Origin of the sequence: Salmonella sp. HY31 (genome assembly GCF_042604575.1) — a bacterium.
Taxonomy (GTDB): domain Bacteria; phylum Pseudomonadota; class Gammaproteobacteria; order Enterobacterales; family Enterobacteriaceae; genus Salmonella; species Salmonella diarizonae.
On the sequence record NZ_CP170479.1, the window covers coordinates 1,786,909 to 1,810,042 of the forward strand.

The 23,134-nt window shown below is 51.0% G+C and carries 13 protein-coding genes, 1 tRNA gene and 9 pseudogenes; 11 read left to right on the forward strand and 12 right to left on the reverse strand.

The genetic code is table 11. The features are described 5' to 3' along the window. Nucleotides 1-544: 544 nt before the first annotated feature. Nucleotides 545-1,456: pseudogene (locus ACE15A_RS08290) on the forward strand (IS630 family transposase); the annotation flags it as partial. On the opposite strand, the pseudogene ACE15A_RS08295 reads toward ACE15A_RS08290, so the two are convergent. Further along, a pseudogene (locus tag ACE15A_RS08295) lies at nt 1,455-1,867 on the reverse strand (transposase); the annotation flags it as partial. The pseudogenes ACE15A_RS08290 and ACE15A_RS08295 sit on opposite strands and share 2 nt — an antisense overlap. An 882-nt stretch (nt 1,868-2,749) precedes the next feature. Here ACE15A_RS08295 and ACE15A_RS08300 point away from each other — a divergent pair. From ACE15A_RS08300 to ACE15A_RS08315, 4 genes and pseudogenes are all read left to right on the forward strand, one after another. Then, entirely contained in the window at nt 2,750-3,145 is a 396-nt protein-coding gene (locus ACE15A_RS08300; protein ID WP_053510262.1) for a hypothetical protein, read from the forward strand. A 138-nt stretch (nt 3,146-3,283) separates the two neighbouring features. Then, entirely contained in the window at nt 3,284-4,747 is a 1,464-nt protein-coding gene (locus ACE15A_RS08305) for a hypothetical protein (protein ID WP_053510260.1), read from the forward strand. Between the two features lie 57 nt (nt 4,748-4,804). Next, complete coding sequence (locus ACE15A_RS08310; RefSeq protein WP_053510257.1) at nt 4,805-5,782, forward strand: hypothetical protein; 978 nt, start codon at nt 4,805-4,807, stop codon at nt 5,780-5,782. An 83-nt stretch (nt 5,783-5,865) separates the two neighbouring features. Then, nucleotides 5,866-6,005 (forward strand): annotated as a pseudogene (locus ACE15A_RS08315) (IS630 family transposase); the annotation flags it as partial. 69 nt (nt 6,006-6,074) lie between these two features. On the opposite strand, the gene ACE15A_RS08320 reads toward ACE15A_RS08315, so the two are convergent. From ACE15A_RS08320 to ACE15A_RS08335, 4 genes and pseudogenes are all read right to left on the reverse strand, one after another. Beyond that, entirely contained in the window at nt 6,075-7,019 is a 945-nt protein-coding gene (locus tag ACE15A_RS08320) for an IS5 family transposase (RefSeq protein ID WP_053510255.1), read from the reverse strand. Beyond that, nucleotides 7,006-7,553: pseudogene (locus ACE15A_RS08325) on the reverse strand (transposase); the annotation flags it as partial. The gene ACE15A_RS08320 and the pseudogene ACE15A_RS08325, both read right to left, overlap by 14 nt. A gap of 400 nt (nt 7,554-7,953) precedes the next feature. Further along, nucleotides 7,954-9,009 carry a TRAP transporter substrate-binding protein DctP gene (gene dctP, locus ACE15A_RS08330; RefSeq protein ID WP_053510253.1) on the reverse strand — a complete coding sequence of 352 codons (1,056 nt, stop codon included), beginning with the start codon at nt 9,007-9,009 and terminating at the stop codon, nt 7,954-7,956. Between the two features lie 144 nt (nt 9,010-9,153). Further along, nucleotides 9,154-9,735 carry a nuclear transport factor 2 family protein gene (locus tag ACE15A_RS08335; protein ID WP_053510250.1) on the reverse strand — a complete coding sequence of 194 codons (582 nt, stop codon included), beginning with the start codon at nt 9,733-9,735 and terminating at the stop codon, nt 9,154-9,156. A 112-nt stretch (nt 9,736-9,847) separates the two neighbouring features. On the opposite strand from ACE15A_RS08335, the gene ACE15A_RS08340 reads away from it, so the two are divergent. Continuing rightward, nucleotides 9,848-10,741 carry a LysR substrate-binding domain-containing protein gene (locus ACE15A_RS08340; protein ID WP_053510249.1) on the forward strand — a complete coding sequence of 298 codons (894 nt, stop codon included), beginning with the start codon at nt 9,848-9,850 and terminating at the stop codon, nt 10,739-10,741. Nucleotides 10,742-11,099: 358 nt separating this feature from the next. Here ACE15A_RS08340 and ACE15A_RS08345 read toward each other — a convergent pair. From ACE15A_RS08345 to ACE15A_RS08360, 4 genes and pseudogenes are all read right to left on the reverse strand, one after another. Beyond that, nucleotides 11,100-11,200: pseudogene (locus ACE15A_RS08345) on the reverse strand (phage integrase N-terminal domain-containing protein); the annotation flags it as partial. A 777-nt stretch (nt 11,201-11,977) separates the two neighbouring features. Further along, nucleotides 11,978-12,180: pseudogene (locus tag ACE15A_RS08350) on the reverse strand (hypothetical protein). 12 nt (nt 12,181-12,192) lie between these two features. Next, on the reverse strand, nt 12,193-12,321 hold the full coding sequence (locus ACE15A_RS08355; RefSeq protein WP_254893444.1) for a hypothetical protein: 129 nt from the start codon (nt 12,319-12,321) through the stop codon (nt 12,193-12,195). Beyond that, nucleotides 12,279-12,881, reverse strand: a complete 603-nt coding sequence (locus tag ACE15A_RS08360) for a hypothetical protein (RefSeq protein WP_129382398.1) — start codon at nt 12,879-12,881, stop codon at nt 12,279-12,281. Before ACE15A_RS08360 ends, ACE15A_RS08355 begins: the two co-directional genes overlap by 43 nt. 731 nt (nt 12,882-13,612) lie before the next feature. On the opposite strand from ACE15A_RS08360, the gene ACE15A_RS08365 reads away from it, so the two are divergent. Both ACE15A_RS08365 and ACE15A_RS08370 read left to right on the forward strand, forming a co-directional pair. Next, nucleotides 13,613-15,940, forward strand: a complete 2,328-nt coding sequence (locus tag ACE15A_RS08365) for a hypothetical protein (protein ID WP_380913356.1) — start codon at nt 13,613-13,615, stop codon at nt 15,938-15,940. Further along, nucleotides 15,927-16,517, forward strand: coding sequence for a hypothetical protein (locus tag ACE15A_RS08370; protein ID WP_053509580.1), 591 nt, complete (start codon nt 15,927-15,929; stop codon nt 16,515-16,517). The genes ACE15A_RS08365 and ACE15A_RS08370 overlap by 14 nt, the downstream gene beginning before the upstream one ends. 171 nt (nt 16,518-16,688) lie before the next feature. Here ACE15A_RS08370 and ACE15A_RS08375 read toward each other — a convergent pair. Continuing rightward, nucleotides 16,689-17,731: pseudogene (locus ACE15A_RS08375) on the reverse strand (tyrosine-type recombinase/integrase). Nucleotides 17,732-17,897: 166 nt separating this feature from the next. After that, nucleotides 17,898-17,973, reverse strand: a tRNA-Asn gene (locus ACE15A_RS08380). A 286-nt stretch (nt 17,974-18,259) separates the two neighbouring features. Here ACE15A_RS08380 and ACE15A_RS08385 point away from each other — a divergent pair. After that, nucleotides 18,260-18,340 (forward strand): annotated as a pseudogene (locus tag ACE15A_RS08385) (hypothetical protein); the annotation flags it as partial. An 801-nt stretch (nt 18,341-19,141) separates the two neighbouring features. Here the strand turns inward: ACE15A_RS08385 and ACE15A_RS08390 are convergent. Further along, nucleotides 19,142-19,383 (reverse strand): annotated as a pseudogene (locus ACE15A_RS08390) (hypothetical protein). A gap of 689 nt (nt 19,384-20,072) precedes the next feature. Between ACE15A_RS08390 and ACE15A_RS08395 the strand changes: the two are divergent. Together ACE15A_RS08395 and ACE15A_RS08400 are read left to right on the forward strand one after the other, a co-directional pair. After that, on the forward strand, nt 20,073-20,687 hold the full coding sequence (locus tag ACE15A_RS08395) for a DotU family type IV/VI secretion system protein (protein ID WP_053509576.1): 615 nt from the start codon (nt 20,073-20,075) through the stop codon (nt 20,685-20,687). Nucleotides 20,688-20,745: 58 nt separating this feature from the next. After that, a complete protein-coding gene (locus tag ACE15A_RS08400) occupies nt 20,746-23,121 on the forward strand; it encodes a type VI secretion system Vgr family protein (protein WP_064055868.1) in 2,376 nt (791 codons plus the stop codon). Nucleotides 23,122-23,134 lie beyond the last annotated feature (13 nt).

Below are 23,134 nucleotides of genomic sequence, written 5' to 3' on the forward strand. Positions count from 1 at the left end.
CTGACTGGGATCGCTTTTGTTAGTAACTGGCTAAACTTGAATTTGCTGTTTGTCAAGACCACCAGAATGACCACCAAATAAAAACTATGGTGGCATAGCAGTGGTAAGGGGAAGTTTATGAAAAGGCTAATTCTTTTGCAGAGTTGAAAAGCAATAAATATATGGTCTTTTAGAACAGTCATTTTGACGGTAATAGAATCGAAATCATCATCGAACAGATAGTTCTCGTTATGTGGGATGACTATGCTCATAATTGAGTCCATTATGGAGGCAGATGTGTTTGGTAAAGGCGTGGCGATTTAGTTCTGCAGACGTATGTGACGTATGTGACGTATGTGACGTATGTAATGTTGACGCAATGATCATCTCGAAGGGCTTAAAGTTTGGCCGCTGGCTGGCATAAAGCTGGTGAGTGAGTTCAACCTCATTAGTCGTCAGCGACTAAATAACTTCGCAAAATAGTAGATCACTTAAAAGGAACTCAGCCCGGATTGTGCGATCTGATCAATCGCCAAATATCCCAAACCACCAACCGGACTGAGCGATGCCGATCATAGCACCAATTCCTGAGGAAGAACGACGACTGATGCGCAAAGAAGCACAGCAGACCCGCGATAAAAATCATGCCAGACGACTCATTGCTATGCTGATGCAGCATCAGGGAATGACCGTTACCGATGTCGCCAGAATACTCTGTGCTGCCCGCTCATCTGTCGGCAGATGGATAAACTGGTTTACTTTACATGGCGCTGAAGGCTTAAAAAGCCTCAGGCCGGGACGTGCTCCACAATGGCCGGTTACCGATATTCTTCAGGTGCTTCCGCTGCTGGTTCAGCGCTCCCCAAAGGATTTTGGCTGGTTGCGCTCACGCTGGAGTACAGAGTTGTTGTCCCGCATCATCAACCAGATTTTTAACCTGACACTGCATAGCCCCACTCTGCACCGATACCTGAAACGTGCGGGCATTGTCTGGCGCAGAGCCTCGCCAACGCTGAAAATCCGGGACCCGCTGTATGAAGAAAAACAGCTTGCCATCGGACAGGCGCTGAATGAGGCTCCGGCAGAACATCCCGTGTTTTATCAGGATGAAGTCGATATCGACCTGAACCCTAAAATTGGCGCGGACTGGATGCCCAAAGGGCAACAGAAACGTATCGCCACGCCGGGGCAGAACCAGAAGCATTATCTGGCAGGCGCACTACATTCGGGTACCGGGAAAATCCACTATGTCAGTGGCAGTGGTAAGAGTTCTGATTTATTTATCAGCCTGTTAGAAGCATTACGGCGCACATACCGATGAGCGAAAACCATTACGCTGGTACTTGATAACTACGTCATTCATAAAAGCCGCAAAGTGGAACGCTGGTTGGAAAAGAACACGAAGTTCCGGTTGCTGTTCCTGCCAGTGTCTTCCCCGTGGCTGAATCCGATAGAGCTGTTGTGGTTATCGTTACACTGCGGTGTATTCCCAGAGCAGAACACAGGCTGACAACCGTGTGGCTGTCACTCAGTCTGGCAACTATCGTGAACCGTTCAGTGAGTCGGACATCAAGAGCGCGGTAGCCTTTTTTAATATCGTATTCTGTTCCTCCAGGCGGCGAACCTGCTTTTCCAGCTCGCGGATACGTTTCTGGTCTGGAGTAATAGGTGTGGCAGAGGGCGTAATCCCCTGGCGCTCTCGCCTGAGCTGGCGTACCCAGCTCTCAAGCGTGGTAGAACCGACATTCATCGCTTCACTGGCTTGTCTATATGAGTAGCCCTTATCAACAATCAGCTGTGCACATTCCAGCCTGAACTCGGGGGTGAAAGTACGCTTAGTTTTCTTGTTCATTAAGTCACCTGTTTTGTGTTGAGGTGAGAATATCACCTTTAATCAGGTGGCCAAATTTACTGTGCCACTACAGGGACCAGATCCCGGGTTTTATATATGCGTTTCCTGATGCGCTCTTTTTTCAGCGAACTGGAGAACGATTCGGCCACCGCATTGACGCTCCTGTCGTGTGTCCACTATCGCTGGGTAAGATCAGGCAGTTGCTGAAAAAAGTCCGGCATTTTATGGAAACCCTCAGCCCATTCCCAGGAGGTAAGCATGTGCTGGCAAAAATGTAACAATATTCGAATCACTTATTTAAATGAAAAAGCACATAAATTTTATGAGAAACACCATAGCCATATCGTTTTCTGGGACTTAACCTCATCTATGCACTGAAAACATTCAAGGATATGCATTATATACATTGGTATATTTATTAAGCACAAATGCTATTTTTGGCATGATATTTATCATATTACATTTATTGTATTTATTGCATTTATTGCATTTATTGCATTTATTGCATTTATTGCATTTATTGCATTTATGATCTAATGGAATATGATTTTATTGATCTGCCGTAGTCTATTATTGCCTCGACCTACATATTGAAATTGATGCAGGATATTGCATACTACATTGCTCCTTTTGAAATATCTGTTCTTGTAACAAGCAGACGGACACATAGTAAATAAAAATCTCATCTGGATTATTATATTATGAGAATTTCGCATGCGATCACAACACTGTTGACGCAGCCCTAACTATGCCATTGATGTTCCTTAAGGAAAAACGAACCTGGTGTAGTTCTTTTGACATTGTCGCAGTTAGCTATTTATTTTGAAGGGAGACTGAATAATGTGATGACGCTGTAAAATTTTTAACATGACACGGAATTATGAACACTCTCACCACTAAATCATCAAGGGAATATGCATGCCTAATATTAGTAATACCCATCTGACACAAACCCATTATCCCCTCGCTGTTGTCGAGGCAAAGACTGACCATGGCGATGAGCGTTTTGTGATTGATAAAAACAAAGGGATCGTTTACCAGTTTTCGATTGTTACAAACAATACTATGAAACTAAATCAGGTGGATTTATCTACACTAAAAAAGGCAATGGGGATCAAATCTATAGATAAGGTTACACACTGCGATGCCATTGAGATAATGAAAAACCCTAGTATGATCAATACTATTCTTAGCCCGTATAGCTCTAGTTCCTCATCGCCTGGCCGATTCAAGGCCATCACCGATTTAGGTGGGGTTGAAAAGAGCCAATACAAACAGTTATCAGAATCCGACAAAACGGCACAACTGCGCTAGGCTCTCCTCTCGCTCGTTGACGACGATCTGAAAGAACCGTTCAGTAGTCTGTTAAATGAGTGGGGAACCTATGGTGTTTCCGCCTGCGAGGTCGATAAGGGAGCCTATTCCAATTTCAAACAATTCTATGATGAAGAAATGGCAAGCCATGCCGTAAAAAAAGATGATTATGCCAAACTTGATTTTTCCACCCAAAATATTAAATCACACATTACCGACCCACGTTGTATAAACGCCAAATTGACGCCATTACAACTGTTCAAAGCGGCTTTTCAGCTAGGCGATACCCCTGCAGTTTCCAACTTTCGTTTTATGAACAACCCAGCCACTAAAGACGACGGTAAATACCGGGAGTGGATGTATCACTTTGACAACAGTAATTATGCTGCCGAGTTTAAACTGATTACCACACGTACCGCAGGTACCGAGCAGGCCAACAACGAACAGTGCCTGGCTGCGTTCCCCTATGATACCGAAAAAACCATCCGTTTTACGCAAAGCGAAGCGGCAACAAAATTCCCGACGATGGACGACCTGCAAAAAGAATTCAGTCATATACCGGGAGCCAGCTATGTGGTTATTCGTAACCCCGACAACACAACGCCGATTGAAACAGGTATTCGCACCGAGATAATTGTACATCACCGTTCTGCAAGCGGCAAAAACGAAACGGAATCACGCGATGCCGAATTGATGACCTTCCATGGTGTTGACCGGTGCCAACCTTTCCTTACTCCACAGGAACTTGAACAAGCCCTGCATCTCACGTCATTACAACGTTTCGTATTGGGTGAATTCCGTGATGCCGAGCCTCAACAATTTCTCGAAGCATTAAAAGAACAAAAAGAAACTCTTAACGCGCAAATAAGGCAAAGCCTGACGGGCAACGCACTTAAACCACTAGAAAAAATAACTGTGGCAAAATTCAGTGAACAGGGGCTACAAATCACCGACGAGGAATTATTCAATAAACAGATAAGCACTTACGATAACCTACCCGAAGTTCTGGATAAGCTCCCGAAACTGGAGCTTTCCTCTGCAGATTTAACTGAGGACGTGCTCACTATCGTTCCCATGCTAATGAACTACGATCAGAATGCCGAATTGAAGCCCGATTGCTCCGAAAATAAGGCATTTCCTGCCAGAACCCAATTGCGGGAACGCACTAACGAACAATTCAGGGAACCGCTGGAACGAGATTTACAACACGTCAAAATGAGTCACAGCCCCAACAACCTTCTCTCCATGGATAAATTGATTGATATCACTCATGATATTCAGGACTTTTACCAGAAGGGAGTCCATTCTCTCAAAGCGTTAAAGGCAGACCCTAAACTGATAGCGTTATATGAAAGCCGGGCAGAATTGGCCAGAGAGTATGCCAGTCAGTTCCCGACACGCGCAACCCACCCAGAAACCCATCAGGTACTCTCACTGTTCACCTACTACATGGTAGACGATCTGGACCAGGCAGCCGCCACTTTGCATAACCTGGGGGCCAACGTCGATAGCACTCATCTTGCCCGTATGAAAGATCAACAGCAACCACTACTACAGCACTTTATTACCCATCGTCTGTTAAACGATCAACTGGCAGACTGAACCTGTTTCCCCGGGGCCATGATGGCCCCTTTCTCTACAAACGAGTAAATAACCAATATGATTATTCATAATTATCGAAGCATTATTGGCCAATTTTTTCCGCTCCAGCAGGAAAATAATGAAGTCCGTACAGCAAATCTAACCCAGGACAGACCTGTCGGGGAATTTATCAAAATGGATGCCCTGCCGGGTGATAGTAAAAGTAGCATTGAGAAAATGACGCACCCTCTTATAGAGCAGGAGCCTACCAAACCTTACTTTGCTGGACAAAGAGTTATCACTCCTGATTTCACCACGTACCGTGCAGAGCAAGAAAAACAAAGAAATAATCTTTTATTATGTAAAACGCGAGATGATAGCGCGCTGTATTTCAATCAAACCCCGATCATTGAGCTAAAAAGGTACAACGATGATGTATTTGCCAAAGAAACAGCACTGCGTGCTGGCGACAACTTTTTGAATAAAACGCAATATTTCACCCCAATGGTCGAGTATTTAACCCAGTTCAGCAAAGAAGGGGATATTTTGGTACAAAACCCCTTTGAAACCAGCAGCGATAAAAATACGCCGCACTTACAATTTATTCCTGGCGATGTCCCTTTGCCCCTGTTCTATCAAAACTCGCAGGTGTTGATTGATGACAAATACCAACAGGTTGACTGGCATTTACCTACCCTGGCTGTGACTGTGGATAGCCGACAACATGACTGGCGAGAACAGACAGAACGGGTACAGACGGTGTGCCAGGAGTTGCTGGCTAATCAACACATCAGTACTACACCAGTGCTCAGGAATCTGGGGAATGGCCTGATAAAAATGTATTTGATCTTCAAACAGGACGGTAGTGATCTGGCAGCAGAAACTATGCAACGTGCCCCAGGTTGGCTGGAGTCCTGCGGCATTTTCATTTCCAATACGCCAAAAGCAGTTACGTTCACCACCCTGGGGGCAGTTCAATATTATGCCCCCTATGGGGTCACGGATAAGGAACAACTGCTGACAAGTCTGGTACACCATCTCATCAACAGAGCATAAATGCTTGTACAGTGATAGCCTGGAAACACATTTTGTTGATCGGATATTACACATCCAGAGCCGCACTGAGATTATGGACCTGAACCGTGTGGCGCTGGTTTCCGTCTGCGGGGCTTGTATGGCGCAGGGCTGCGCCACCCTGCGTATCCGTGACTCGCATAAAGATGAAAAGATGGCAGCAATCCATAAAGCACTGGGCGAATGCAGCGCAGTGCATCCGGTTTTGTGACATCCTTCGGCTTTGTTGAATAAATAAGATTCTGTGCGAACGTCCCTGTAGCTGGCTGGATTTTCAGGCAATACGCACGCTTTCTGGCATACCTGCCTTCGTCATTTTGTTCAGCGCGCGTACCATGGCCAGAGCTTCTGCAACCTGACCATCGTAGTCACGCAGTGTCAGTGAACCTCCGAACAGCTGTTTTACCCGATACATGGCTGTTTCCGCTATAGAGCGACGGTTATATTCCGTTGTCCATTTCCACCTTGCATTGCTTCCGCTCAGCCGCTGATTAGCAACGCCGCGATTGCGGTCCTCATACTCACCAGGCCAGTAACCCGCTCCCTTACGGGGAGGTATGAGGGTGCGGATTTTCTTACGGCGCAGTTCATCGTGACATAACCAGGTATCGTAAGCGCCATCGGCAGCGACCGACCTGATTTTCCGGTGGGTCTGCCGGATTAACCCGGGGAAACCCTCTAAGTCTGTAACGTTGTTAAGTGACAGGTCTGCGCAGATGATTTCATGTGTTTTGCTGTCAACGGCCAGATGCAACTTTCGCCAGATACGGCGGCGTTCTTTGCCATGTTTTTTGACTTTCCATTCGCCTTCACCGAAGAGCTTCAGCCCGGTGGAATCAATCACCAGATGCGTGATTTCACCCCGGGTGACTGTTTTAAAACTGACATTGACCGACTTTGCCCGCCTGCTGACACAGGTGTAATCCAGACAGCGTAGCGGAACGCCCATCAAGGTGAAAATGGAATCAATGAAGCCCTGTGCGGCCCGCAGGGGCAGCCGGAATACGCGTTTAATCACCAGAACGGTAGTGATGGCAAGGTCAGAATAGCGCTGAGGTCTTCCGCGTGCTGAAGGCGGGGATGTGTCATACCACGACTTAATCGCCTCGTCATCCAGCCAGAAAGTCATGGAACCACGGTTGATTAGAGCGTTGTTATAGGTGTGCCAGTTGGTGATTCTGAACTTCTGTGTAAATAGACCCGTTTTAGTTCCATGCATTTTTTGAGATCCCGGCCGGATAATGGTGTTGTCGGTATTCCTCCGGCGTCATATTGTTCAGCGATTCATGCGGGCGTTCACAGTTATATTCTGATAACCATTTCTCTGTGATTTCCCGCACTTCATTCAGTGTTCTGAACAGATAAAAATCGAGTATTTCTGTACGGTATGTCCGGTTAAAACGCTCAATGAAAGCGTTCTGCGTTGGCTTACCCGGCCGGATAAACTCCACTTTTACTGCATGTTTCTCTGCCCATTCAGCCAGTGCCAGCGAGATAAATTCCGGTCCATTATCCATGCGAAGCATGGCCGGATAGCCGCGGTTTGCCGCGATCCTGTCGAGCACCCGGACCACTCGTGGGGCTGGCAGATTCAGATCGATTTCAATCGACAACGCCTCGCGGTTAAAGTCATCAACAACATTGAACGTGCGAAACGACGGCCACAGACCAAATCATCATTCATAAAATCGACAGACCAGCTCTGGTTCAGCACTTCCGGTGTGGCCAGTGGCGGGGGATAGCGTTCGGTCAGGTGGTTGCAATCCGCATTGTCATGGGCCTTTGTCCAGGTAGTATACGATTGCCATTGCGCGACTTCGATCAACGGCCAGGGATGATTGGGCAGGACCGACTGATACAGGGTGGTGCTGATAAAACCGGGTGCTTTCGTCAGGCTGGCAGTACGTGAATCCCACGCTTTAACCACGCTGGCGATATCCCCTGGAGAGACATTAACTGGTGTGATGGCGTTAACTGGTGCCTGCGGTTGTTTGAGCTCAGGGGAGGTTGCCGTCAGCACGTATCTGGAAGTGATAAGGAAGGTGAGCAACAGCAATCGGGACAGTTTTTTATCATGACCTCACTCCTGGGATTCTGAATACTTCCTCGACCGCCTGCTCAGCGATTTTCACTGCGCAGGCGGTTTATTCGTTTTAGCGCGCCTTCTGCTGCATCGCGCTATCCATGATGGCGTTAACCTGCTTCATCACCGTTCCTGCATCGTTAACGCCTTTCGCTTCCTGTTCTTTTACCCACTTAGCCTGCGCGGCCTGGTAGTGGGTAGTGGTTTGCCATTGTGCAACTTCTTGCGGTTTCAGGATACGCACCGAGGCACCGACGTTACGCAAATCGTCTATCTGGGTGTTAAAGCTGTGGTCCATCTCTGAGCCTAAGGACTGATACGCAGTTTGCGCTGCGCGCTGGATGGCTGCCTGGTCTTCCGGGGATAGCTTGTCCCAGGTTTTTTCGTTCATCGCCAGAATATAGAGATGTCCCAGCCACAGCTCTTTGGAAATCAGCACGTTGGGCGCGTACTGATACGCTTTCAGATCGTAACCGCTGTCGACGTTCAGCATCATGCCATCAATCGCGCCGGTTTTCAGCGCGTTATAGGTAGGTTCGCCCCAGGGCATGGTTACCGGCGTTGCGCCAGCGTTTTGCAGAAAATCCCGGTGCCAGAAGCTGGCGGAGCGCCATGTCCCCCCCTTAATCTTGCCCAGATCTGGCATCGTTTTGCTGCTGAAAAAGGCCAGTGGATAGCCAGTTTCCAGAAAAACGCTCACCACATTATTTTTCTTCAGCTCTGCCGGGAAGGCAGGAACGTCAGCGTATACGTGACGGAAGAATGCAACCTGTTGCGCACCGGTTGGGCCGACAGGAAAGCTTTTGAAGATTTGATGCAGCGGTAGCTGGTCGGCGTTGTACTCCGGCACAACGGTTGCCATATCAACATCGCCCTTGCTGACTTTGCTTAACGCCTCATAGCTGGTGTTAAGCTCTCCGCCCCAGTGAGCGTCGATCTTCAGGCGACCCTGCGACTCTTTTTCAATCGCCGGGAAAAATACGTCGTTAATAAAACGGGTACGCATGCCTCCCAGTGGCTCATGATCGCTGTAGGTGAGCGTCTGGCTTGCCGACGCAACGGCGGGCAGCAGCGACGTCGCGAGTAATAGAGCCATTAGTTTTTGGTGTAAATATCTGGTTTTCATCCGCGTCCTTCGCTTAGGTAAAATAGTTTTTCGGCGTTGCCGTGGGTGGCCGAGGGTATTTTCTCTTTATCTTCCTGATTACAGCAAAATATGACGTTATTCACTGGCAAAACGATCGGTTAGCGGCATCGCTCAACTGAAGCATCAGGCTGCAAGCCAGCGCTCGCCCGCTTCCTTCATGTGTTTTTCAAGGTCGCTGCCTCGGGTTGCGAAGACGCGGTTGACCGGGAAGCCGCTTTTATCCAGCAGATAAGCCAGTGCGGCGTATTCGCGCGGATACTTCGCCACTGTTTCTTGATCGATATCGACGATACCGAGCGGGAAGGTGAAGCCGCCCATATCGTAAATACTCTGACGGTGGAACAGTTTCCAGACGCCGTTGCGTTTTTCCGCCATGTCGTAAAAACGGTTGTGGGTGGTGCAGCCGATATTAAGCCTCACGTTTTCAGCGATGATCATCGCGTTAGTTTCGACAATTGCCTTAGTGGCGTCAGCATTGAAGGTGACGACCGGCGTGCCGATCAGATGTTTGGTACGTGCGTCCGATGCCCCCATGCGCATTGAACCGTCGACAAAATCGCTGGCCAGACCTTCAAACCAGGTGATCTCAATCGTGCCATCCGGGTGGAACAGATTGCGGAGTTGCTCCCACTCGCCCAGATCGCGGTAGATCCATCCCGTAAGCAGGTCGGTAATTTGTTGACGATCTTCCAGATAAGTATGCATAGCGTGTCAGCTCATAATTTAGGAGGGACTTCAGTTTGGTCGCGATTAAAGATAAAATCCAGTAGATGAAACTGACCAATTATTCAGTTTAAATGAATGATGGGAGTTGTATATGGAACTACGTCACCTGCGCTATTTTCTCGCCGTCGCGGAGGAGGGCCATTTTGGTCGCGCCGCCGAGCGGTTAAATATTGTACCGCCTGCACTCAGTATGCAAATCAAAGCGCTGGAAGAGGAACTGGGCGGCCCGCTGTTTATGCGCACCAGCCGGAAAGTCGTGTTGACCGAAGCCGGGCGGCTGTTGCAGGTAGAGGCGCAGCGTACGATGGATCAGGCTGAAAACGCCCGGCTGGCGGTGCAGCGCTCAATACGCGGCGAAAGCGGCCGGGTCCGTGTCGGTTTTGCCGGAAACGCCGTGTTCAGCGGTAAACTGACAAAAGATATGCGGGCGTTTCGCAAAGCCTACCCTGATGCTGAGCTGGTGGCGCGTGAAGTGGCGCCGCTGTTGCAGGCGGATGCGATCCTCTCCGGGCAGCTCGATATTGGTTATACGCCGGATCACAGTCTCCTCCACGTCCCGGGACTGTTGTCTGAAACGGTCGGTGTCTGGAACCGTCTGGTGGCTATCGCCGACGATCATCCGCTGGCCAAACAGCCATATCTGACGGTGGATATGCTGGCGGATGAGCCTATCATTTTTTACGATACCCACAGCGCGGATGAGCCGCTTTACACGGCGCTCACCCGAATACTGGGCCGCGCGCCCCAGACTGCGCATCGTACCTCCAGCACCCTGAGCGTTCTCACCCTGGCGGCGGCAGGGCAAGGGCTGGCGCTGGTGCCGGAGCCGCTGCTGAATATTTCTATACCGGGGCTGGTGTACCGTCCGCTGGATGCTCCGGAACTGTCGGCTAATCTGATGCTGATCAGCAGAAAGATCGAGAATAGCGGTGCGGTACAGGCTTTCCTGGCTATCGCGCGTGAAAATGCGCGGTTTACTTGTTAGTGCAATAGCGGGCAATCCCTCATTCGTGATTATATGGCCATATTCATGTGGGTACTCAACCACAATAGTATGATCAGTCCAGTCGTTCTGTTTGCTGTTTACCACCTTGATCTTACTGCCATCGATAGCGATCACCCTATTTGTAAACATTTACATTCGCCGATCCAGATCAATACAGGTTCAGCAGGTGTTCCTGATACCTTTACCGTTATTTTTCTGAAGTTGGTAATGGTTTTAAAGTCAGGGAGTAATCGCTCAAGTAACCACATAAACTCAGCGTGCCGGTGAGCGAATCTACCGGGTAACTCAGATTTCTTCATACACCCTGCGCTCTTAGCCGACTATCAAATTTGCCCAAGTGATCAAAACATTGCACGGTATAGAGGCGATCGTTTACTGTTTTAGGCTGCCGCCACAGTGCTTTGCCAGCGCCTTCATTTCACCACCTAACTTGCCCATACACTTCTCCCCCGATTTTGGGAACATAAACGGTCTCCAGCGTATGCTTTTTGGCTGAGCCAGAACGATGCCTTCACGCCGGAGTGGCAGCTTGTTGAGGTACAGGGAGTTTCAGCCAGTACTCGGTACGGACTGCCTGCCAGAGCAGGAATTCTCCGGGGCATCATGCCCCCCTCGGTATCGATCTTTTTCTCCTCTTTTTTGCTGACAGCGGCCCCAAAAAGGCGTGTCAGATTCGGGAATGAGCGCCGGGCTCCTGAAATCAGGGGTATAGCGCGGTGTGGTGGTTGTGCGTCACTTTGTCACTTTGCGCGACGCAAAGTGACGCACCGGTTGAGGGCCGGGCGCGAAAGATCGCGGATTCTGGCGCAGATTGACGGTCAAGCGGCAGCAAAGCCTGGCGGCAATGCAGGCCACAGCCCGTAGGGTAAAGGGGGCAGATCCTCAGCCGGACAGGGATTTACCCGGAAATTTCAGATGTCGTTGAATGCTGACCAGTGAGCTGGCGCAGCGAAAGGACGTATTGTCGGTAAAGTATGACCTCTGTCGCAGTGACCTGCGAGTCGGTGTTTGCGGAGGTATTCACCGGTAGGGGCTGCCATCCTGAGTTCCTCAGGCGCTTCTTTCAGGCCGTGAAGCATGGGCGCTGCCAACGACAGCATTGTGCAATCCGGAGCTTACATCCGGTCGATGGACGTGAAAAGAGTTTCCCCTTGACTCTAATATTTTTTATGGATCTTATGTGGCTTCCCGAAAAACCAGGAGGCCACGGTGGAATTACAGAGGGAGCTTGTCTTCCTGCATGCGCCGGACTTCAGCCGCTTCGAAAATATCACGCAGGCGCTGGAGCTGCTCGGCGAGGATAAGCAAAAGGACAAAATTCGGCCCAATCTCATCAGGATTTTCCAGCATCACCCCGTCAGAATACGGGCACGCTCCACCAGTTCACGGGCATCGGGTTCAACAGGTTTCAGGTTCATGATTTTCTCCTTTCACTGTACCCATTCACCGCCCCGGATACGGGCGATATCCAGCAGCAGTGACTTCATCGCCCGACTCACCGCACACAGCGTATTGATCAGCGGTTTATCAGCATTCTGGGTATCGGGTCTGCGCACCATTCATCAAACCGGATGTGTATCCGGGCGAATATTGTCGCCAGCCTGTCCATCTCCACACGCTCTACGGGCCGTTTTTGGTTATGATCGCTAAAGATGTCATCCGCAAGCTGACGCAGATCGTTGATAACCGGAAACAGTCCGCCGGGAAGCTGTGGGTTGGCACTGTCAAAGCGGAACGTCGTCAGGCGCAGGGCAAAATCGTAAAGTACCGATGCCAGCAACTGGCGCAGATGGTGAAGTTTTCCGGGGGGGTAATGGTTACAGTCGGCCAGGGCCGTGACAGTGCGGGACTCTGCAAGGGCCAGGGTGCTGTGGATTTCCAGGGCAAGACGGAGTGGATATTGATCGGCGCGGGACAGAGGGCGAGAGGGAAAACGTTCGTTCCAGAGATCGGATTCGCTGAGCCAGTGAAGGATGTTGTCGTGGTGCAGGACGCCTGCCGGAGTGGGGCCCCGGATATCCAGAAGCTGGATCAGTTCGTCGTTATCTTCACAGGACTGGGGAATATAACCGTGGCGATCGAGCTTTTTTCTGAGTTCAGAGAGCGGAATAACCATCATGATGGTGTTCTCCTGTCAGGGGTAACAGGCCATCATCGGAGTTCTCACGCTCATGGTGATGGCCCAGAACAGGGGTGAGAAACCGGCCTAACAGGACACCGGCCAGCCCGAAGGCTGCCCTGCCTGAGCCACCATTGAACGTCGTGCACAGATATATACTGCGCACATCAACGGCAGTTCAGGGCGATAACGGTAAACCATTATTGCCTGTTAGTTTCGACGGGTTCCTACACCCGGCAGCCCCTTCGGGACTGCGCGGGTGTTGTAGTCCATTGCGGCGCGACAGAAAAGCGACATCCGGCACATAGCCGGGGTTCATCCAAAGAGAAGCCTGCCTGAGGTGGCGTATGTATCAGAATACATACGCCACCTCAGGCAGGTGCGGAAACATCCGGACCATAGCATGGCTGGCAGAGCTGCTGGCTGGAGGGGGTATAGAATCGATTTGGGGGAAGCGTTCTGAACGCTCTTTTCTGCATCAGCCCTGCCTTTTTGTTTTTAGTCCTGTAGCCTTTTCGGGCAGGGTCGTTACCTTTATGCGCCATTACCCAGGCCTTTTCCCTTTTTGATTCTTCGTGCTGCGGCGATGCCGTACAGGGATGAAGGAGCCCTATGTCAGTCCGGCGTATCAGATATGCCGGTAACATCCTGAAATGAAAAATTGTACTGAATACAGGCTATTGCGCGGAAAATAAACGCACTTTTATCATGGTGTCAGGGAACAGAGATTCATGGGAAACACCTCAGCCAGTACTACCGGTGCTGCCGTCAGTACACCACCACGTCCCTTTATCCGGGTCTTTCCGGTCCCCAAAAATAACCGGGGGCACGCGTTCAGCAACATTGACGACATTCTGGCTCATCTTCAGGGAGAGCCTACCGGACACTGGCTCATTGGCAGTAACGGGATGTGGCATGGCGGGATTCATATCACCGATGCCACCACGCCGTGGTGCGCCCTGAGTGGGAAAGCACCACAGGAGGTGATGGAGTACCCTGTGCCCGGGAAAGGCGAGCAGGCCATACGCTGTATGGCAGACGGTGAGGTTGTCGCTTACCGTATTAACCGGGACTACCTTACTCTGCCGTGGGAGTCGGGCGATTTGTTTTATTCCTCGTCCTTCGTGCTGGTCAGGCATCATATCCAGCCGGGACAAACCGCTGCCAGCTCCCTGACGTTTTACACGCTGTATATGCACCTGGCCCCGTGGTCGGCGTATCCCGAAGAAAGCACGGCGTACAAAGTGGCTGACGGTCAGCACCTGAAAGCGTATGTTGACGATACCCTGCAATGGACCGCCACCACACTGAAGCCCGGTACCCGCGTGAACTGGAATAAATCAGACCCGGCAGCACAGATGACCGCTCGCGGGCGACGGTATGCGCACGTGTCACTGGTGGAAGGTATCACCGATAAAATGAACCTGAACGCCGCGGACCTGCTCTGGGGGGTGTGCGATAACGGCAATCTGTTGCCGGACCATAACGGGCCGGAGCGCCCGGCATGGTGGAGTAATCTGCTACCTCCGGCAAAAGAGACGATGCAGTTTGATACCGTGGTCTGCCCGACGCCGTACCCGATACGGTCCGGGGATGCTATCGGGCATCTGGGGTATTATCAGGCACCGAAGGATGGCGGTTATAACGGGCGCTATCAGGTGCATATTGAGTGCGTTACCACTGATGACTTGCCGCGCTTTCTGAGTAATTCTGAACATGTGGAGCGGGATAAACCCGCGTTTGGCAAATACCCGGCGGGTATACCGCTCTATATGAAGAACAGCGTAAATGCGATATATCAAAGCCAGTTGACTACCCATCAGGACGGTATTTTTTCCCTGAATGGCAGCCAGCACACAGAAGACAATCAGGTGACTTACTGGCAGGCTGGCGCATCGCGGGGCTATCTTGCAGAATCCGACCTGAAGCTGCTGTCACGCTATGACCTGGCGGAGCGGGGTTTTGAAACCGTTGAAGCCAGCCCGCGTAGCTTTGACCACCTCGACGGCAAAAACCAGCCTGCGGGACTGGTGTGGCATATTTTTCAGATGCTGTTTAACGCTTCCTCAAAAGACCCGCGTACCAGTCATGCGCAGGTGAAACACAACTACCAGCGGCTGCTGGATAAAATCGACAGCGGTGAGACACGCTATTCGGCCCAGGAGTACCGCCGGGCAGTACAGAACCCGGATTACATTGATCACCTGCAACACCTGTGTGTGAAACATCCGGGTGACTGGTACTGTACGTCAGATGACCCCGTCTGGCAGGCTTTCTTCACCACATTGCTCAAAAAGGAAGCGCCGGAATGGTACAGCTATGGTATCCGTTTTCTGAACGCCACTCGCTGGATGGATCAGGTACCGGACATGTCGCGAACGCCATGGCATATGCACCCGCTGGTGTTTCTGGATGCCATCAGCACGTCGAAAAAACGCGGCTGGGCGCACAGTCCGTTTGCGGATTTAATTTGCGATGCTGAATCCCGGAATGATTACACCATTTATAACCGGACATACCCGCACCCGCATCCGACCCACACAGAGGTGCACAGTAAAACTAATCTGACCTCGATGACACTTCAGCAGGTAATGGATGCACAGGCGCAATTTGATATGTTTGCAACAGGGCGCTACCAGGTAACAACCGATCCATTAAAAGAAGCGGTCAGAAACCTTAATCTGGATGTTAATGCACCGTATGATGAGGCCATACAGGACAGGATTTTTGAAGAATACATAATCAAAGTTAAACGCCCAGCGATTATCGCCTATCTGGAAGGTAACGGCAGCGTGGACGATGCCGCTTATGCTTGTGCGTTGGAATTTGCATCAGTTGGCGTGAAGCAAGGAAAACCCATCAGCCCCGATCCGCATGAATACGAGAAAAATCCAGATAGGTCATTTGTTGTAGACAAAAACCATCATCGTATTCATAAAAAACGTTACGCGTCTGCTGACGGCATCGGTTATTACAATGGTGACAAGCTAAATAAGGTATTTATTATGCCAGATGATCTGATTCAAAAATTGAAGGATTCCAAAAATGAAGCACAATAACATTTTACTGGGCTTTGCATTGCTGACTTTTACCTGCGAAGCCTTTGCCGGTAAGGATAATCCACAGTTTTCTGATTACCCTGTTGCGGTGAGCACCGGGCCATTTGCAAAGAATATTGCGTTATCGGCAGAGCAGCAGAGCTATACCAACAAATGGAAGCAGACAATGCAGCGGGAGCTTGCCAAGCCTGTTAATTTTGCCGGACATTATCGCCTTTACCTGAGCTGGAACGGTGAACTCCCGAAAGAGTGTGGCGACAATCGCTGGGTCTGTGGCTGGGTGATTGATAAGACTTCAGGAGAGATCGTTTCTGAATTACCAGAGTTTAATGAAAATACCCATTATCGCCCTTATCATGATAATGGTACGCCTTCACCTGAAGAGTTTGAACCTGGCTTTTATCCTAATAGTATTGTATTGTGGATGAATGGAAATACCGCTCCCCAATCTGATCTCAGAAATTTGCAATGCAAATATATGATGTACACCTTTAAGGATAATAAATTCACTGCATTAGATAAAGGCTCTCCATGTGAAGTTGATTACGGTGATGATCCTAACGCTCCTCAACAATAAATACAAAGCCTCAAGGAAGAGGCCAAAAATACGAGAATATTAACGGTGACAGTACAGTTAACATTCAACCGGAATTCACGAAATATTTATTCAGTATGGATTATTATTTCGGGATAGTGTTGCCTGTATAACTATCCAATAAATTTTCTTGGTTAAAAGGGGAAGGCCGTTCTATGACGCTTGCCTCTGGTGTCCCGCAAACTGATAAGGAGACACATATCGCTCAGTATTTTTATCAAGATAATCCGCCCACCACTGCATCATAGCGATCCGCTCCTCCAGATATTTTGCCTTATGAATATAGGCGGCACGCACGCTGTTCCTTTCCTGATGGCTCATTTGCTTTTCAATCGCTTCTTTGCTCCACCGTCCCGACTCACTCAGCGCACTGCACGCCATCGCCCGGAAGCCGTGACCGCAGATCTCTTTTCTGGTGTCGTAGCCCATCACGCGCAATGCTTTGTTGATGGTGTTGTCGCTCATGCACTTGTCCTGGTCGTATTCGCCGGGGAAAATAAACGCCAGATGCCCGGAGAGCGCTTCAGTTTGTTTCAGGATCGCCATTACCTGATCGGACAGCGGGACGATGTGCTGTGTTTTCATCTTTGTGCCACGGTGAGAGAAGCACACGTTTTCGATCTGCTCCCGTTCTTCCGGGATTATCCAGAGCTTCTGCTGCCAGTCGATCTCACTCCAGCGGGCAAAGCGCAGTTCGCTGGAGCGCACAAAGAACAGCAGCGACAATTTAAGGGCATAGCGTGTCAGCAGCCTGCCGGAGTAGTTATCCGTCCGGGATAATAATTCTGGTAGTTTCTCAAGCGGCAGGGCCGGGTAATGCTGTGTTTCCGGCGGCGTAAATTCACCGTCCAGATCCAGATCCAGCGCCGGTGATCGGCATGCCAGTTTATGGCGATCTGGCGGAATGTCTGTCCGTTTTTCTTTTTCTGTTGCGCGATTTTTTTGTCAACGGAGGGATCGACCCCCGCACGCATTTTACTGCGTGCCGCATTGCGGAACTGGCATGCCGTAAGCAGGGAAACATCCGGGTAAGGACCAAAGGCCAGCTTCTTCTCTTTCCCGTCAATGCGGTACTTCATATACCAGAGTTTTGAGCCGTTGGGTTTGATCAGCAGGTACAGTCCGGCACTGCCGCCGAGTTTGAAGGGGGTGTCTGTGGGGCTGGGCTTGCGGATAGCGGTATCAGTGAGTGCCATAGCGGGGGGGCTCCATTCGTTCAACGAACCGAGAGGCCCCCGATGAATCCCCCGAAAACTACAGATATCAAAAAACCCGGCAATCCTTTTCAGGACAACCGGGTCAATCTAACTGCTTGTTTTTATAACGCATTAAGACTCACTGAGGCGTCTTAATACTAAAATCTGGCTCCTCTGACTGGACTCGAACCAGTGACATACGGATTAACAGTCCGCCGTTCTACCGACTGAACTACAGAGGAATCGTGTGAACGAGGCGCATAGTAACGATGTGCGATCGGCTTGTCAAAGGGGGAAATAAGATTACGCGTTTGTTTGCTGACAAAAACAACAAAGCGTTGAAGTTTTGATCTAATCCATACTTTGTGCCCCGGCGTGGTGCAGCTTTGTTTGTAATTTTACGGGTCAAATGCTGTGACCTTATGGTGATGGCTGTGTACCTGCGTCTGATGAGGCGTGAAAAACTGGCAGGCATTTTGCAAAGCATTCTAAGACGTTACGTCGTAGAGATTAAAGGCAGGGGACAGGATGAACTTCAGACGCTTAAAATACTTTGTGAAAATTGTTGATACAGGCAGCCTGATGCCGGCAGCGGAAGTGTTACATATAGAGGCGATCGTTTACTGTTTTAGGCTGCCGCCACAGTGCTTTGCCAGCGCCTTCATTTCACTGCCTAACCTGCCCGTACCCTTTCCCCCATGATTTTGAAAACACAAACAGTCTCCGGCGTATGCTTTTTGGCTGCGCCAGAACGATGCCTTCACGCCGGAGTGGCAGCTTGTTGAGGTACAGGGAGTTTCAGCCAGTACACGGTACGGACTGCCTGCCAGCGCAGGACTTCTCCGGGGCATCATGCCCCCCTCGGTATCGATCTTTTTCTCCTCTTTTTTGCTGACAGCGGCCCCAAAAAGGCGTGTCAGATTCGGGAATGAGCGCCGGGCTCCTGAAATCAGGGGCATAACGCGGTGTGGTGGTTGTGCGTCACTTTGTCACTTTGCGCGACGCAAAGTGACGCACCGGTTGAGGGCCGGGCGCGAAAGATCGCGGATTCTGGCGCAGTTTTACGGTCACGCGGCAGCAAAGCCTGGCGGCAATGCAGGCCACAGCCCGTAGGGTAAAGGGGGCAGATCCTCAGCCGGACAGGGATTTACCCGGAAATTTCAGATGTCGTTGAATGCTGACCAGAGTGCTGGCGCAGCGAAAAGACATGTTGTTTGTGAAGTTTGACCTCTGTCGCAGTGACCTGCGAGCCGGTGTTTGCGGAGGTATTCACCGGTAGGGGCTGCCATCCTGAGTTCCTCAGGCGCTTCTTTCAGGCCGTGAAGCATGGGCGCTGGCAACGACAGCATTGTGCAATCCGGAGCTTACATCCGGTCGATGGACGTGAAAAGGTGATTGTTTTTTGTGATTTCAGAGGGGTCTCTCAGAGCTCAGGAGGCCACAGTGAAATAACAGAGAGAGCTTGTCTTCCCGCATCCGGCGGTATTCAGCCGCTTCGAAGATATCGTGCAGACGATGGAGTTGTTCGGCCAGAATGAGCAACAGAACATAGTTTGGCCCGGCCTCATCAGGATTTTCCAGCATCACCCCGTCAGAATACGGGCACGGTCCACCAGTTCACGGGCATCGGGTTCAACAGGTTTCAGGTTCATGATTTCCTCCTTTCACTGTACCCATTCACCGCCCCGGATACGGGCGATATCCAGCAGCAGTGACTTCATCGCCCGACTCACCGCACACAGCGTATTGATCAGCGGCTCATCAGCATTCTGGGTATCGGGTCTGCGTAGCCACCCTTATGCGCTCTTACCTTTACCCTTAGCCTTTTAACGGCCTTTTTCCTGAATGCTGACAGGATTGTATCCGGGGTGTTTATTTGCTTCATCCAGAAAACAAACTGAACCTGTCAAAAAATAACGCCATCTATGATATTGGATATTATGATCATCATTGTCCTTAATTGGATATTTTAGCTGGTTGACTTTCTGAATATATCAATGATAGGCACCCATATTTATGGGTGATGCTAATTTCATTTGTTTTGTGAATTACTTTTCAGGAAAACTAATTACGAACTAAAACAAAAAGAATCTCATGGATACTACCTCTGTGCCAGATTTTACGGGGGTGGCGATATTATTTTATGGATGGCAATGAATTATTACAGTTTGCCGGATTGATTTGTAATCACAGAGGGATAGTCTTTATAAAAATGTCATTACTGTAAGTGGGGTGTCTTATTTTGGACTTCTCTGTATCGTCTGCGTCATCTCATTTTCCCGGCTGCGACAATGCCAGTGTTTATATTGACTCCCTGCTGCAGGATACTTATTTGTTTGTGATGGATATTTATCATCAGCCTGCGCAGGCTCGCGATGAAGCATTGTATCACTATGCAGTCATGCTGGTGGAAACCGTGCAGGAAAAGCTGAAAGCAGCAAAAGAACACGATGATTTTATTAATCATGTCATTTATGCACAGTGCGCCATGATGGATGATGCTGTACTCAACACTGCCTCCTCGCTGGAGAACTCCGTCTGGCTGCATAATCCGCTGCAGGCCCGTTTTGTCATGCAGATGCGGGCTGGCGAGGTGATGTTTGAGCGCGTGCGGGAGCTGTTGCATCAGGCCGCACCGGACCCACGCCTGCTGGTTTTGTACCAGCGTTTATTCGGCATGGGGTTCAGTCAGCGCTGGAGTGAACGGCTCCGGGACAAAATGCCTGACGGCCGGTATAAGCGCGAATATGCACTGGAATCCCTTAATGCGCTGGTGCCTGCCGGTGGACAGCCCTTATCTGCGCCGCTGGTGGTGGAGCGCCGCCCGACGGTGCGCGGCACGCTGCTTCACTCCCGTCTGGCGCATATCGTTCTGGCGCTGCTGGTGACCAGCGCTCTGAGTGCCGGACTGCAGGTTTCCCTGCACCACGTATTACAGATGGCCCTGCCGGGCTGAGATTTCACGCTTTCCGGCACAGGTGAGCCTGCTCCGGATGAAAGATGAAGGAGCCACGATGACCACTGTCTCTCCCGTTCTGGATGCCCTGACCCTGAACCGTTATCACCTGAAGGTGAAAGGCTGCACCGCGCCGCTGGACGTGGAGTCATTTCAGGGACGCGAAGGTTTAAGCACCCGCTACCGTTATGACGTGGTGCTGACCAGTGCTGATAAGGATATCGACCCGTCGGTGATGCTGATGAAGAACGTCACCTTCATTATGCAGACCCTGCCGGAGGCGGCGTTTCGCCGGACCATTGCGCCGGAAGTCCGGCGCACCGTGTACGGCGTCATCACCCGTTTCTCTCGTCTTTCCGTTTCGGCGGATGAAGCCACCTACCGCCTGACGTTTGAGCCGCGCCTCTCCCTGCTGGATAACAGCCGCCGCAGCGCCATTTACCAGAATATGTCGGTCCCGGAGGTGGTGGAAAAAATCCTGCGGAAGAACCACAACTGGCCGGGCTGGTTGTTTGAGTTCCGCCTGAGTAATACCTGGCCGTCGAGGGAGATTATCACCCAGTTCATGCTCTCCGATGCGGAGTTTATCGCCCGACTGCTCAGTGAAGTCGGTATCTGGTTTAACTTCACCCAGGACAGTGAAACCGGGCATGAAGTGGTGCTGTTCGGGGATTCAGGAAAGGGCTGGCAGTATGACGTGAGCGTCCCGGCGGTGAACCCGGCGGGGATGCACGACAACCGTGCGGAGTCGGTGTGGAATTTACAGGCGCATCACCAGGTGGCGGAACGTTCAGTCAGTATGCATGACTATAACTACCGTACCGCTGACGCCATCATGAACGCGGATGCGGACCTGACCCACGACGATGACAAAACCACTTACGGCAACGATTACCACTATACCGATGGTTTCCTGAGCGAAGGCGACCAGTACAACCGCCCGGACAGCAATAACACCGAAAGCGGCTATTTCTACGCCCGCCTGCGTCACGAACGTCAGTTGAACCGCCAGCACCGGCTGAGCCTCGAAAGTAATTCAACGCTGATTGCGCCCGGTCAGATACTGAAAGCCGAAGGCGACACCTCACAGGCTTTTGCAAACGGGATGCTGGTGACCGCCATCGAATCCTCAGCCAGTCGTGACTCGCACTATAAGCTGAAAGCCGAAGGGATTGCCTGGCGGGATGCGGTCAGTTTCTGCCCGCCGGAACAGCCCCGTGCCCGCATCACCGTCCCGCTGACGGCGCGTATCACCAGTTCACAGGCCAGTGATATCTACAGCCATATCGACAAAATGGGCCGCTACCGGGTGCGTTTTGACTTCGATAAAGATTCGTGGCCGCAGGGCGGCGAAAGCCCGTGGCTGCGCCGTGCCCGCGATTATGCCGGTGACAATTTCGGTCTGCACCTGCCGCTGATACAGGGCACCGAAGTGGCGGTGATGTTTGACGGCGGTCACCCGGACAAGCCATTTATTGCCTGGTCGCTGCATGACTCGCGTCATCCCGACCACGTCACCATCGAAAATTACACACGCAACATCCTTCTCACGCCTGCAGCCAATGAAATGCGCCTGCAGGATGAGCGCGGAAAAGAGAATATCCACCTCTCCACGCCGCATTCCGGTAAGACACAATTAAACTTGGGATTTAACGTCCAGGATTCTGATGCCAGGGCGCTGCGTGGTGAAGGGGCTGAACTGCGCACTGACGGTCACGGTGTGTTCCGCGCCGCGAAAGGCATTTTCATCACCGCCGACGGCCAGCAACAGGCTGACGGTCCGATGCTTGATATGCAGGCAGCGGTCAGCGAGCTGGAAGCGGCGATTCAGGAAGCCAGCAGTCTCAGAGCCGCAGCCGAAATGGCAAAAGCGGAACTGGCCGACGTGCAGAAACAGACCGACCTGCTCAACAGCACGCTGAAGAACCTGCAACAACAGGCGCTGCTGCTCTCGGCCCCGTCGGGTATCGCACAGGTCACCCCGTCCAGCATCCAGCTTGCCGCCGGTCAGAACCTGATTGCCACCACCGGCCAGGATGCGGATATCAGCATCGGCAAAAAGCTGTGTATCGCCGTGAGCGAGACCCTCAGTCTGTTTGCGAAACAGCTCGGCATCAAACTGTTTGCTGCCGCCGGAAAGGTGGAGATTCAGGCGCAGAGTGATGCACTGGATATGTTCGCGATGAAGGATATACAGATAAGCAGTCAGAGCGGCAAGGTCACGGTCTCGGCACAAACCGAACTGCTGCTGGAGTGCGGTGGCGCATGGATACAGATGAAAGGCGGGAGTATCACCCTGGGCGGCTCCGGTAACGTCACGGTGAAGGCCGGAACGCTGGAGAAGCTGGGGGCGGCATCGATGCAGGGCAGTATCAGCCTGCCGGAGGGCTGTTCAACAATGAAGGCGCCTAAAGATGCGGCTGAGCCACTGTGAGGACGACCCTGTG